15 protein-coding genes are annotated in these 13,407 nt (G+C 46.6%); 2 read left to right on the top strand and 13 right to left on the bottom strand.

Going from position 1 to position 13,407, the window contains the following annotated elements:
- Positions 1 to 42: 42 nt before the first annotated feature.
- A complete protein-coding gene (locus ICN37_RS09130) occupies positions 43 to 606 on the bottom strand; it encodes a phasin family protein (protein WP_216156881.1) in 564 nt (187 codons plus the stop codon).
- Positions 607 to 805: 199 nt separating this feature from the next.
- Between ICN37_RS09130 and ICN37_RS09125 the strand changes: the two genes are divergently transcribed.
- Positions 806 to 1,693: a DMT family transporter gene (locus ICN37_RS09125; RefSeq protein WP_216156878.1), complete on the top strand. Its 888-nt coding sequence runs from the start codon at positions 806 to 808 to the stop codon at positions 1,691 to 1,693.
- A gap of 109 nt (positions 1,694 to 1,802) precedes the next feature.
- A complete protein-coding gene (locus tag ICN37_RS09120) occupies positions 1,803 to 2,807 on the top strand; it encodes a serine hydrolase (RefSeq protein WP_216156875.1) in 1,005 nt (334 codons plus the stop codon).
- Positions 2,808 to 2,814: 7 nt separating this feature from the next.
- Here ICN37_RS09120 and ICN37_RS09115 read toward each other — a convergent pair whose 3' ends face one another.
- The 12 genes from ICN37_RS09115 to ICN37_RS09060 all read right to left on the bottom strand — a co-directional run bounded on the left by ICN37_RS09115 (position 2,815) and on the right by ICN37_RS09060 (position 13,401).
- Positions 2,815 to 3,639 (bottom strand): IclR family transcriptional regulator, encoded by an 825-nt coding sequence (locus tag ICN37_RS09115; protein WP_216156872.1) that lies wholly within the window; start codon positions 3,637 to 3,639, stop codon positions 2,815 to 2,817.
- Between the two features lie 106 nt (positions 3,640 to 3,745).
- Positions 3,746 to 4,774, bottom strand: a complete 1,029-nt coding sequence (locus ICN37_RS09110) for a quinone-dependent dihydroorotate dehydrogenase (protein ID WP_216156869.1) — start codon at positions 4,772 to 4,774, stop codon at positions 3,746 to 3,748.
- Positions 4,775 to 4,783: 9 nt separating this feature from the next.
- Positions 4,784 to 5,530: an arginyltransferase gene (locus ICN37_RS09105; protein ID WP_215321885.1), complete on the bottom strand. Its 747-nt coding sequence runs from the start codon at positions 5,528 to 5,530 to the stop codon at positions 4,784 to 4,786.
- Positions 5,527 to 6,264 (bottom strand): leucyl/phenylalanyl-tRNA--protein transferase, encoded by a 738-nt coding sequence (gene aat, locus ICN37_RS09100; RefSeq protein WP_215321886.1) that lies wholly within the window; start codon positions 6,262 to 6,264, stop codon positions 5,527 to 5,529. The genes ICN37_RS09105 and aat overlap by 4 nt, the downstream gene beginning before the upstream one ends.
- A gap of 9 nt (positions 6,265 to 6,273) precedes the next feature.
- A complete protein-coding gene (locus ICN37_RS09095; RefSeq protein ID WP_216156866.1) occupies positions 6,274 to 6,834 on the bottom strand; it encodes an NUDIX hydrolase in 561 nt (186 codons plus the stop codon).
- A 9-nt stretch (positions 6,835 to 6,843) separates the two neighbouring features.
- Positions 6,844 to 8,670, bottom strand: a complete 1,827-nt coding sequence (locus ICN37_RS09090; RefSeq protein WP_216156863.1) for a bifunctional chorismate-binding protein/class IV aminotransferase — start codon at positions 8,668 to 8,670, stop codon at positions 6,844 to 6,846.
- Between the two features lie 24 nt (positions 8,671 to 8,694).
- On the bottom strand, positions 8,695 to 9,270 hold the full coding sequence (locus tag ICN37_RS09085) for a peptidylprolyl isomerase (RefSeq protein ID WP_215321889.1): 576 nt from the start codon (positions 9,268 to 9,270) through the stop codon (positions 8,695 to 8,697).
- Positions 9,271 to 9,347: 77 nt separating this feature from the next.
- The gene (locus ICN37_RS09080) at positions 9,348 to 9,974 is read right to left on the bottom strand and encodes a 2-hydroxychromene-2-carboxylate isomerase (RefSeq protein WP_216156860.1); all 627 of its coding nucleotides are present in this window, start codon (positions 9,972 to 9,974) and stop codon (positions 9,348 to 9,350) included.
- 6 nt (positions 9,975 to 9,980) lie between these two features.
- Positions 9,981 to 11,294, bottom strand: coding sequence for a replication-associated recombination protein A (locus tag ICN37_RS09075; protein ID WP_216156857.1), 1,314 nt, complete (start codon positions 11,292 to 11,294; stop codon positions 9,981 to 9,983).
- 3 nt (positions 11,295 to 11,297) lie between these two features.
- Positions 11,298 to 11,777, bottom strand: coding sequence for a DUF3429 domain-containing protein (locus ICN37_RS09070; RefSeq protein WP_370623836.1), 480 nt, complete (start codon positions 11,775 to 11,777; stop codon positions 11,298 to 11,300).
- Between the two features lie 36 nt (positions 11,778 to 11,813).
- Positions 11,814 to 12,668, bottom strand: a complete 855-nt coding sequence (locus ICN37_RS09065; protein ID WP_216156854.1) for a 3-hydroxybutyryl-CoA dehydrogenase — start codon at positions 12,666 to 12,668, stop codon at positions 11,814 to 11,816.
- Between the two features lies 1 nt (position 12,669).
- Complete coding sequence (locus tag ICN37_RS09060; protein ID WP_215321893.1) at positions 12,670 to 13,401, bottom strand: glutathione binding-like protein; 732 nt, start codon at positions 13,399 to 13,401, stop codon at positions 12,670 to 12,672.
- Positions 13,402 to 13,407: the final 6 nt, after the last annotated feature.

Here is a 13,407-nt window from a genome sequence, read left to right as displayed (position 1 = left end):
TGCGTTCGAAAGAGTTTTCTTGATTGGGCCCTCGAGGGAGGCCTACCTAGATTGCTTCTTCTTCGGAGCTTTGCTAGCTGTATCGGCAGTCTTCAACACTGTTTCAGTGGCGGTGCTGAGGTTGGTTTGCGCAACTTCGACCGCATGCTTCACAGCCTTTTGGCTAGTTTCGAATACGTTATTTGCAGAAGCAATTGCTTGCTTCATTGCTTGCATAGCTGCATCTGATCCAGCCGGTGCATTTCTAGTCCACTCTTCTACTAAAGAGTTAATTTTCTTTTGGCCGGCTTGAAATTCTTTTTCAGCAGATTGGGTAAAGCTGTTTTGTGTTTCGTGAGCTAACTCATATAAATGACGGCTATAGGCCATAATTTTTTCTGCCATTGGTTGCACTGCTTCGGCTTGATGGGCTAGCAACTGCTGAATGTCTTTCACTTCCAATGCTTTCTTGGCGCTATTCATGCTATCGCTCAAACTTTGTTTCGCAATATGCATATTGAGCTCAACCAACTTTTCAATGCTTTGCAAAGCTTGATTGGTCAATCCACTCAAGGTCTCTAAGTTTGCTTTTTGTGCGGCTGCAATTTGTTCTGGAGTTAAGTTCATCTGCATCTCTTTCCGTTTAACTGTTTTGAATATTTTGATCTTCAGCTTTTACCTAATGTACTCTCTTTGCACCATTGTATGGCATAGATGTTGCGTTGCAGCATAAATGGCTTGCCATGGAGATGAAGGGTTCAAATGAGAAAAGAGCCTAAAATTAGAGTCTCAGTAAAAAAATCTCAATATTTTCAGTAAGTTACCCATGAAGCTTTCGCTTGATAACGCCATTGCACCGATCTTTGTCCTCATTTGGAGTACCGGCTTTGTGATTGCGCGTATGGCAATGCCATATGTAGAGCCAGCCACCTTCCTATTTTGGCGTTTTGCAGGGGTTCTAGCGGCTATGGCAGCGCTCAGCCTCGTCTGGAGAATCACCTGGCCCAGTCGGTCTCAAATCAAGCACATTGCTATTGCCGGGATCTTGCTGCAGTTTGGTTATTTGATGGGTGTTTGGGTTGCGGTTAGATTGGGTATGACCGCTGGATTAGTGGCTCTGATAGTTGGTCTGCAGCCTATTTTGACTGCTTGGTTCGCCGCATGGGTTTCCGAGAAAGTTACAACCAGGCAATGGATCGGTTTGGTGTTTGGATTTATGGGGGTTGCTTTAGTTGTCGCTGCAAAAGTGGGGTTATTGAGTATTCCGCTTATAAGTTATTTTCTGGCATTTGCTGCTTTGCTCTCAATTACTTTTGGGACGATATATCAGAAGAAATTCTGCCCCATATTTGACCTGCGTGCCGGATCTACAATTCAATTTGGCGTGTCCGCCATTCTTTCTTTCTTTTGTATGTATTTCTTTGAAACTGGAGTGATGGTTTGGAATGCGTCGGTCATTGGTGCGCTGCTATGGGCGATATTCCCCATATCAATCGGATCCATCAGTTTGCTATTTATGATGATTCGCAAGGGGGCAGCCACTAAGGTGACTAGCTTGCTCTATTTAACACCTCCGACAACCGCTGCAATGGCTTGGCTCTTATTTGATGAGCCGTTTACATTGCTGATGGCAGTAGGTTTGTGTTTGACGATGACTGGGGTTGTGCTGGTGAATGCTCGTCAGACCAATACAGTGGCAACGATTGCCGAGTAGGGCATTCATTTAGTGGGATAAATTACCTGGATTGGGGCGAATAAAACCGCTTTGCCTCAGGAAATTAATTATCATTCCGTATGTTGAAAGTTTTGGAAGGTATTTTGGGATGCGTTTGAATCGATTTTGGCCCCTAGTCATTGCATTGCTCTTTTCGCTGGGAGTGCTGGGTAACGCCCCTGTACAGGCTTCAACAAAAGACAAGCAGAAGCAAGCAAAGTCAACAAAAGTAGTGGCCAAGTCACCCAAAAGAGCCAAAACCGTCCGTGTCACTGTTACTAGATCATCTGCACCCGTAGTTGCAGGACCTCCATCATTGGCTACTGCATTAGGTTTACGTGGTCAGCGCGATGAGCTCAATCTTAAATCCGCTGTAGTGATGGTGGTCAATCAAGACACGAAGGAAGTCTATTACGAGAAGAATCCTTCCGTCAGTTTGCCCATTGCCTCTATCACCAAGCTCATGACTGCCATGGTGACACTCGATGCAAAATTGCCAATGGATGATGTCATTGTCATTAATGCTGAAGACGCGCATATTTATCGGCACTCTCGTTTGGCTGAAGGCACCTCACTTACCCGAGAAGATGCGCTGCATTTGGCTTTGATGTCCTCTGAGAACCGCGCTGCATATACCTTAGCCAGAAACTATCCTGGTGGCCTACCAGCATTTGTTTCTGCTATGAACCGCAAGGCAAAAGATCTCGGTATGGAGCACTCCCACTTTGAAGATCCTACCGGACTGACTAGTGAGAACGTTGCTTCGGCAGAAGATCTCACGCGGATGCTAAATGCTGCTTATCAGTACAAAACCATTCGTGAGTTCTCAACCTGGCCAGATTTAACTATGGTCATCGCCAATCGCCCGCAAAAGTTTTTGAACACAAACCGTTTGGTGCGTTCCGGGGACATGGATATCGGACTGCAGAAGACCGGCTTTATTAATGCTGCAGGTCGATGTTTAGTCATGCAGGCAAGAGTAAATAACACGCCACTGCTATTGGTCTTCTTGGATTCCGTAGGAACGCAATCGCGCTTTGCAGATGCAGTGCGGGTGCGCGATTGGTACGAGCGCATGCCATCTGGCGCGCAACCCATTCGTCGCTTGATGTAATGGATTATTAAGCTGCTGAGCCCGGCTCAGCAGACTTGGGTTTAAAACCCATACCTTTGGATATCTGCAAGGCTGTCTCTTGAAGGGCGCGGAGCCAATCTGCTTGAATGCGATCTGTTGGAGCGCTCAAAGAGAGACCGGCAACCAATTTACCGGTGTCATCCAGAATGGCCGCAGCTAAACAGCTCACACCCAACTCTAATTCTTCGTCATCGCGAGCGTTACCGACTTTACGAACGTGATTAAGTTCGGTTTCGAGTTTGCCTAATTCGGTAATGCTGTTACGAGTGTGTCCAGACAAACCTGTGCGAGTGACATAGGCACGTACTTGTCCAGGGTCGTCGCTCGCGAGGAAGAGTTTGCCAACCGAGGTGAGATGTAAAGGTGCGCGACCACCAATGGCGCGTACTACCTGCATGCCTGAGCGTTCGCTATATGCGCGATCAACATAGACGATTTCATCGCCTTGACGCACGGATAAGTTAACGGTTTCACCAGTGAGCTTGTGGAGAGTACGCATTGGTAGTTGCGCAGCTTCACGCACAGATAAGCGTGCTTTCACTAAATTACCCAGCTCTAAAAGTTTTAAGCCAAGGCGATAGGTGCCACCATCGCCACGCTCAACCAATCGGCAAGCAACGAGGTCATTCAAAATTCGGTGGGCAGTAGAAGGGTGCAGACCAGTTGTCTCTGCGAGATTCTTCAGGCTGCTGGATTCTTCTTGCTCAGCAAGGGCGTCTAGCAAATTCATCATGCGCTCCACTACTTGGATGGCTGTCTTGCCAACCTCGCCGGCAGATTTAGGAGTTTTAATGGTCTTGCTGGTGTTCATGACTTCATTGTAGCGATTTCAGACAAAATTGCATATTATGAAATGCTATTTTATAAAGCCAGCCCTGAAAAATACCCCTTTAAAGCACGAAAAAGAGGCTTTAAGGTTATCTTAAGGCGGTAGCACACTCTTTTACTAAGTCTGGGCCCCGATAAATCAAGCCGCTATAGAGTTGCACTAAGCTGGCGCCTGCCATGATCTTTTCACGGGCATCTGCGCCACTCATGATGCCGCCTACGCCGATGATAGGTAGTTGATTGCTCAATCTCGCCTTTAAAGCTTTGATGACAATATTAGAAGCATTACGCACGGGCGCACCAGATAAGCCGCCAGCCTCTTCACCAAACTCCATTCCCTTGACCGTATCGCGAGAGATGGTTGTATTGGTAGCAATGACAGCATCAATACCAAACTCAAGCAGGAGATCAGCGATGAGATTAATGTCACCATGATCTAGATCGGGTGCAATTTTCAAGAAGAGTGGTTTGCGTACGCCATAACGATCGCTTAAGCGCTTTCTGGCTTCATCAAGGCTTCCCAATAATTCGCGGAGCATTTCTTCGCCTTGTAAGGCGCGCAGATTTTTGGTGTTCGGTGAAGAAATGTTGACGGTGATATAGGTAGAGATTTCATAAACGGCCTCCATTGCCAGGATGTAATCTCGAGAAGCCTCTTCAATCAGGGTGCTGGCATTCTTGCCAATATTTAAACCAAGTACACCACCACTTTGCCAAAACTGAGAGCGACGTACTCGCGCTACACAGGCATCAACACCATCATTATTAAAGCCCATGCGATTAATAATGCCCTGAGCTTCGGGCAAACGAAACATGCGTGGCTTAGGATTGCCTGGCTGTGGCCGTGGCGTGACTGTGCCGATTTCTAAAAATCCAAATCCTAATGCAGCAAGTGCATCGATATGTTTGCCATCTTTATCTAAGCCTGCAGCTAATCCAACTGGATTGGGAAAATCAATGCCACAGAGTGTTTGTGGATCATTAATGGGCTTGCTAACCAAAAGCTCCAATAAACCCCAGCGCTGCGCACGGTCCATATTACTTAAGGTGAGGTTGTGCGCCTTTTCTGGGTCTATGCAAAACAGCCAAGGGCGGAGGAGGGAGTAACGATCGATCATGGGTAGATATTATGACTCAGGGAGCTCTTGCCAATGCTCGTCAATCAAGCCTTCCATGGGTTGATATTTCACCTTATACGACATCTTGTCGCTTTCCTTGATGTAGTAACCAAGGTAAAGGTAAGGCAAACCCAATATGCGAGCTTGTTCAATTTGCCACAGAATGCTGTAGCTACCATAACTAGCCGCAGAGCTTGTGGTGTCGTAAAAGGTATAAACAGAGGAGATTCCCTTTTCCAGAATATCGATCATGCTCACCATGCGTAATCGACCGGGGTGCGGGTCATGCGGACCATCCCGAAACTCCACAATGCGTGAGTTCACTCGGCTTTGTAATAAAAACTGCATGTATTGATCTTGATCATCGCTATCCATATCACCACCCGCGTGCCGCTCAGTTTGATAACGTTGATAGAGTTGGTAATGTTCCTCTTGGTAACCTAGATTGAGGACGGAGGCCTGAAGATTGGAGTGTTTTTTCTGGGCGCGGCGCTGGCTGCGAGAAGGTGTAAATTGTTTTACCAAAATACGCGTAGAAATACAGGCTTTGCATTCGTCGCAATAGGGTCGATAGGTATACAAACCACTACGTCGAAAGCCTGCGTTGAGTAAATCGTTATACACATCCGCATGAATCAGATGAGATGGCGTAGCCACTTGTGAACGAGCTGTTTTATTGGGAAGGTAGCTACAAGCATAGGGAGCAGTTGCATAGAACTGCAGGGTGGTTAGGGGAAGTTCTTTAAGCCGAGTCATAACCAGTGATGCAAAATTGCTTTGTCAAAAGTCCAGGATTTCTCAATCTTAGTTTGATTTAAGGATATTTGCAGTTGCTCTAAAAAGACCTGCCTGGGTATTGGGGTAGCACCTAAGGACAAAAGGTGAGCTGTTTCTTGCTGGCAATCGATCATCTGGACTTCATTCATCAGACACCATCCACTCAGGGCTGCTAAGGCGATTTTTGATGCATTGGTCTTACGGCTAAACATGGATTCACCAAATACCATTCCTCCAAATGCAACGCAATAGAGTCCGCCAGTAAGCTGGCCATCTTCGATTACGGCAATACTGTGGGCGTTGCCTGCTTCATGAAGCGCGGTGTAGGCATCAATGATTTCATGGGTAATCCAAGTGCCATCCTGATCTTTGCGAGTGCTCGTGGCGCAGGAGCGTATGACTGCGCCAAAATCGGCATCTACCAATATCTGTGATTGTGCACTTTGACAAAAGAGTCGAATATTCTTTTGCAAAGATTCACTGCATTTAAAGGCGCTGGGCTTTAACACCATCCTAGGATCAGGCGACCACCAGAGAATAGGTTGGTTATCCGAGTACCAGGGAAAAATACCTTGTTGGTAGGCGCGAGCTAGTTGACCGGGATATATGTGCTCACTGACCGCAATAAGCCCAGGAACACTGGGATCAGGATCTGCCTCAAGCAACGGACTTGGAAAAGGGTCGTTGGGCCCTAGCCAGGCAATCTGACCCATATTAACTCTTTAGATCCTCTCAGAAGGTAAGACGTCACGACTGCGCACATGAAATTCCTTACCAGCCTCTAAGTTGCCAGCAGCGCGGTCTGCAAAAAACCATTCAAGGGTTTGCTTGACAGTCGGAAAGGCCAATTCTTCCCATGGAATCTCATGCTCATGAAAAAGGGCTACTTCAAGACTTTCTTCGCCGGCAGAAAATTCTGAATTAGTCATCGTGGCCAAATAGAACAGGTGCACCTGTTCTGCGTGGGGCACATTCAGTAAAGAATAGAGTGGCCCAATTTCTACTGTAGCGCCAGCTTCTTCAAGAGTCTCGCGCGTAGCTCCGTGGCTTGTGCTTTCACCTAACTCCATAAAGCCCGCAGGTAATGTCCAAAAGCCATGACGAGGTTCAATAGCACGACGACATAAGAGAACTTGCTTGCCGTATACCGGAATACTTCCAACTACGTTGCGAGGATTTTGATAATGAATGCTGCCACACGCTTCACAGACATGACGCTCTCGAGAGTCATCCGCTGGAATCTTAATGGTTAATACAGATGCGCAGTTAGAGCAATACTTCATACTGACTTTCTAAAAATGGGCTTTGATAGCGCCGCGTAATGCATTGCTAAGCATAATCTCATCTGCCATTGAAACATCATTAATAGTCAGGTTGGCTTCGCGGGCATTCATGGATGGATCGGCAAGCAGGGCGGCGCGCATTACCCCGGGTAAAAGGCCAGCGGACACTGGCGGTGTAAGCCATTCAGATCTACCTTGAGGTTTAACAAAAATGCTAGTTCTCCCGCCCTCAGTGATAAAGCTTTGTTCATTGATAAATAAGGCATCAAATCCACCTAACTTCACGGCTTCTTGCCAAGCTTGGTCATAAAGGGATCGATTGGTAACTTTGTGACGCAGTAAGGGATCCTCAGAGAACATCGTCACATCACCTTGAAGAATATCTTTAGCCCAAAATATTTTGACTGGGTCATTGATTAAATCCATCGCATCAGTTGCAACCAATAACTCACCAGTAGTTGAGAGATCAAGCCTTAATCGGTATAGCAATTTTTTATCAAGCGATGCACAAGCGCCCGAAATCAAATTCCTGGCAGTCTCAAGTTGAAAAGGCATTCTTAAGGCTATTGCGGATAGAGTTAGGCGATTTAAATGGGCATGCAATCTCTGGGGCTCGCCATTCCGAACCGCAATGGTTTCAAATAAGTCTGTAGCGCTTGGAAGACCCATCAGAAAGGCAGATTTAATGCGGCACTCTTGCCATTCTTGGCCTGCATCTGAGTCATTGGTAATTCCAGCGCCAACGCCCAGGGTGAAGGTTGATGCATGAGAGTCGGGATCTTGACTGATTTCTACAGTACGGATGGGAACACTAAAGGCAAAATTACCATTGGGGTCAAGCCAGCCTAAAGCACCACAATAATAGCCGCGATCTTCGGGTTCTAATTCTTGAATAATTTCCATACTGCGTTTTTTTGGGGCCCCTGTAACGGAGCCACATGGAAATACTGCTTTAAAAATATCGAATAGAGCAATATCAGGTTTGATCTGACCCTGCACTGTGGAAGTCATTTGTAACACGTCACCATGTCGTGCCACTTCGAATAGATTGGGGACAATTACAGTGCCTGGAAGAGAGATGCGACTGAGATCATTGCGTAGCAAGTCAACAATCATGACATTCTCAGCTTGATTCTTTGGGTCATCCGATAAGGCGCTCGCAACAGCAGATAGGGCGCTTGCAGTACCTTTCATTGGCATAGCTTTTATCGTGTCGCCATCTCGCGCAATAAATAGTTCAGGCGATTGCGACAGTAAAAAGTTGCCATCATGTTCAATAAAAGCACCAAAGCGCCCGGGCTGGCGATCCCTTAAGCGGTTATATAAGGCGAGTGGAGCGCCATAAGTCTTGCCTGTGATTCGATAGGTGTGGTTAATCTGGTAGCTATCACCACTACGAATATATTCCTGTATTGCTGCAATATCGGCAGTAAATTTCTCCACGCTCAAGGATTGCTGAACATCCATTACTCCAGCGCTTGCTTGAGTTAGATCTAGCGAAGCCATCCGCTCAGCAATGAAGCTATCGACATCCTGCTTAGACAGTTTTTTGAATTCTCCGAAAGACCAGGCTTCAATGAGGGGGTGGTGATGATCTGAGTGATTGATTCGCTCAGGTAGATGATGAATTTGCCTACCTAACTCGTAAGCAAAGGCAGCAACAATAAATTCGCCCTTAGCAAGCGCGGCAGATATTTCAGTAAAACACTGCTGTGTAGTGGCTAAATCTACCGCATGATCTCCGCTTGGAAGAACGCGCCAGTAGTGCAATGCATTTTCATATTGGCGACTTGTGGGTAAGGTCGCGGTGCTTTGCGCATCATCGAGCAAAATCATCGCGGCTTACCTAGCAATTTCTACTTACTTCAGAATCGTGGCAGATTCGATGATGACAGTCTTAGTAGGAACGTCAGACATTCTGCCCATACGTGGGGCTGGAGCAACCATGGTTGGCACTTTGCGAATCGCATCTATGGTTTGAGTGCCAGAGATTACTTTGCCAAAAACGGTATAGCCATTGCCCATCGCATTAGGGTAGTCGAGCGCCGCATTGTCTTTCACATTAATAAAGAACTGCGAAGTTGCAGAATCAGGGTCTGAAGTGCGAGCCATCGCAATCGTGTAAACATTATTCTTCAAGCCATTTTGCGCTTCAGAAACTACTGGGGAATCAGTTGGCTTTTGAGCCAAGTCCGGCGTAAAGCCGCCACCTTGAATCATGAAGCCATCAATCACACGATGAAAGATGGTGCCGTTATAGAAACCGCTCTTGACGTAATTCAAAAAGTTAGCAGTGCTCTTGGGTGCTTTCACATCATCTAATTCAACGACGAAGTTACCCATCGTAGTTTTGAATTCAACCTTAGGACCCGCAAATGCTGCTTGACTGGTAAAACAAGAAATAGCAACAACAAGGGCGGCAAATAGCTTACGCATAAGAACTCCTTAAATAAGATAAAAATAGCTTGTTTTTGATTGTATTGCCCAAGACCGCTGGATGGTTAAATGATCTCCTAGCCTAGACCGTTAGGAACATTTCCGGCATAAGCATAGGAAGCCTCATCAAACATGCCAGGTCTTGCAAGGTAATCCAGTGTCCAGTCAATAGTGTCAACACCCCAAAAGCAATGTTGATTCACTATCAGGGCGGGGACTCCAAAGGCGCCATCGACTTTTGCTTGATTGGTATTGGCAATCAGTCTCGCCTTCACTTCTGGGTTTTCAGGTTTAAGTGTGTCAGCGGGAAGTCCTAAGTAGCTACAAAATTCTGGCCAAGATAGGTTGGGATCTTTACCTTCCACCCAAACATAATCAAAAGCACGCTCAACCATCACCCAATCGGCATTTTTTTCCACCAAAAGACGTTGGGCGACAACTGTCATAAAGGGGTGATGCTCTGGAAAGCGAAACGGAATGCCTAACTTCTCCGCCTGCCACACGCAAAATTGATAGGTGTGCGGGCGTTTAGCAGCAACCTCTCCTGGACCTTTGTTCTCAGCTGCCCGCAGGAGGCCGCCGAGCAAAATTGGAACAGGTTTGATAGCCAGTTTGGCTTCAAGGCGTTGCCTTTGTTTAACGTAAAGATAAGCAAACGGCGAAACAATATCGTAATAAAAAGTAGCCACAATCTTTGTACTCATATCACCCTATTTCTTCTTGTGCTCTTCATCAAGCTTATTTAAGAACGCTAGCTTATCTTTGATCTGGGACTCTAGGCCACGCTCCACTGGTTCGTACCAATGCGGCTCCTTCATGCCTTCCGGTAGATAAGTTTCACCAGCGGCATAGCCATGCGGCTCATCATGGGCATAGCGATATTCTTTTCCATGTCCAAACTCTTTCATCAATTTGGTAGGTGCATTGCGCAGATGATTCGGAACGGGTTTGGATTGATCGTTTGCTACATAAGCGCGAGCAGCATTAAAAGCGTTGTAGCTTGCATTGCTCTTTGAGGCTACAGCCAGATAAACCAAGGCTTGCCCAAGAGCCAACTCACCCTCAGGGGATCCTAGTCTTTCATAGGTCTGGGCCGCATCGTTAGCTAATTGCATTGCTCTCGGATCTGCCAGACCAATATCTTCCCAAGCCATCCTAATAATACGTCTGGCTAAGTAACGGGGATCGGCGCCGCCATCTAGCATGCGGCAAAACCAATATAAGGCCGCATCAGGGTTGGATCCGCGAACGGATTTGTGTAGAGCAGAGATTTGGTCGTAAAAGTGATCACCACCTTTATCAAAACGCCGCGCTTGAGCACTCAGTGCGTTCTCTATAAATTTCTGATCAACGATTTTTACTTCCGCATTTGGTGTGAGGACCGCATTGCGTACTTGTTCAGCTAAATTGAGAAGGCGTCGCGCATCACCATCAGCATTGGAGATGAGGGTATCGATTGCTGTTGATTCAAATTGCACATCGGGCATCGCGTGCTGATGAGCTCGATCAAAGAGTAATTTCAGCTCCTCGGGAGTGAGTGATTTCAAGACATAGACCTGAGCACGCGACAGGAGTGCGGAGTTCACCTCAAAGGATGGGTTCTCGGTAGTGGCGCCAATAAAGGTGAACAAACCTGACTCCACATGGGGTAGCAGGGCATCTTGCTGGCTTTTGTTAAAGCGATGAATCTCGTCAACAAATAAAATGGTTTGCTTGCCGTACTGAGCCATATTTTGTTGGGCTTGCTCAATGGCTTCACGGATTTCTTTAACGCCAGCTAAGACTGCTGAGATTGCAATGAATTCGCGATCAAATGCCTTAGCGGAGAGACGTGCCAGCGTAGTCTTACCAACGCCTGGAGGTCCCCACAAAATCATCGAGTGAGGTTTGCCGGAGGCAAATGCTAGATTGAGTGGTTTACCACTTGCTAATAAATGGCCTTGTCCAATGACTTCTTCAATCGTTTTTGGACGCAGTGCTTCTGCTAGAGGTGGAGGCGGTGCGCTATCAAAAAGACTGCTCATTGATCATGCTTGAATAAAGAGAATAACTAAGGATGCCCAGGTTAGACAGGCTGCTGCAACATAGGTCAAGCGATTGCGCATTGTCATAAATGCAGAGCGGGTAGCTTCATCGGCAAAATAATATTGATAGGTATTTTGATCAATATTGCGCTGAATGATCAGAGTAGAAGCCAAAATAAGTAGGCCTACTGGAATATAAATATGAAGCGCTAACCAAGCAACCAAAGCGGGGATAACGCCCCAGATCCATGCATTTCGGTCTTCCCAGCGGTCACCGGCAGGTGCTTTTCCCAGAAGATGTAAATTGGCACCCCAATGCAAAGCTCCCATAAACGAAGTAATCACAGCCCCATAACCCGCTAAAGACTCGGCGCTTAAATAATTCACGGGTGTTGGCGCTAATTGCACCATGAGAGCTAGCCCAATAAATGGAATAAGACCGGCATAGCCAAGTTTGCGAACTAAGGGTAGGATGGGGTTCACGATGGAGGTATCTAGGTTAAGGAGTTGTAAATGAAATTATTTATCGTGGGTGTATACACCGCGACCTGTTTTGCGACCGAGGTATCCAGCAGCAACCATTTCACGAAGCAGTGGGCAAGGGCGGTATTTAGAGTCGCTGAAGTTTTCAAAATAGACTTCCATCACTGCCAAGCAAGTATCAAGACCAATGAGGTCTGCTAAGGCTAGCGGTCCAATCGGTTGATTGCAACCCAACTTCATTCCTGCATCAATATCTTCTGGGCTAGCAAGACCTTCCGATAAAACAAAGAAGGCTTCATTGATCATTGGTAGCAAAATGCGATTCACTACAAAGCCAGGGGAGTTTTTAACAGTAATAGGCTCTTTGCCAACGCGCCGAGCCATGTCAATAATGGTGGCATGAGTAGCATCACTAGTTTGCAAGCCGCGAATCACTTCCACCAGGGCCATCAGGGGCGGGGGGTTGAAGAAGTGCATGCCAATAAAGCGCGCAGGGTTGGAGTCAAGGGCTGCAAGTTTAGTAATAGATAGCGAGGAGGTATTAGTGGCAATGATGGTGTCTTTGCTCACAATCTCATCTACCTGCTTAAGAATCTTTTCTTTAATTGCTTGGTTTTCGGTTGCAGCTTCAATAACTAAACCCAAACCTTTGAGGTCAGTATACGAAGTACTGCCTTTGATGCGCTTGAGTGCAGCTGCTTTTGCGTCAACGGTAAGCGTTTCTTTTTTAACGAGTCGATCCAAGCTCTTGCTAATTTGCTCAAGTCCACGTTGCACTGCTGCCTCATTAATATCAACCATCACGACATCAAGGCCTGCAACCGCACACACTTGTGCAATCCCATTGCCCATAGTGCCCGCACCAATGACGCCTACTGATTGAATGCTCATCTTATTTCCTCTTTTGATATTGGGTAGAACCAAATAACGTCTCTCTAGCCTTGTCGTCATGCAAGGGTTTCCGCAATGCAGTTAATACTTGGCAGCCACGCATCACTGCTGGTCGTGCCCCAATCTTTTCAAACCATTTTTTGAAATGCGGGTAATCATTGATTTCAATGCCTTGATTTTTCCAATTACGAGTCCATGGATAAATCGCAATATCAGCAATGGAATAAGTTTTGCCTGCAATATAGGGATTATCTTTCAGTTGACCATCCAATACTCCATAGATGCGCTTGGCTTCATTGGTGTAACGATTAATGGCATATTCAATTTTCTCAGGTGCGTAGAGCCTGAAGTGGTGGTTTTGCCCAAGCATGGGGCCAAGACCACCCATTTGGAACATCAGCCATTGCAGCACCTTGTACTTACCGCGGGTGCTTTGGGGTAAGTACTTGCCAGTCTTACCGGCTAAATAGAGAAGAATGGCGCCAGACTCAAATACGTTGATGGGTTTGCCGTCTGGACCATTAGGGTCAACGATTGCTGGAATCTTGTTGTTAGGGCTGATCTTGAGGAACTCAGGCGCAAATTGATCGCCGGCACCAATATCAATCGGATGGGCAATCCAGTCGCGACCTAGGCGGTAGCCGCATTCTTCGAGCATGATGTGCACCTTATGGCCATTTGGGGTTGGCCAGCTATAAACGTCAATTACGTTATTTGATTTTGGGGTTGCCATTTTTTC

It is taken from the genome of Polynucleobacter sp. P1-05-14 (genome assembly GCF_018881675.1).
GTDB lineage: Bacteria > Pseudomonadota > Gammaproteobacteria > Burkholderiales > Burkholderiaceae > Polynucleobacter.
The sequence above is the reverse complement of the archived record's forward strand: the minus strand, read 5'-3'. Positions and strand labels throughout refer to the sequence as shown.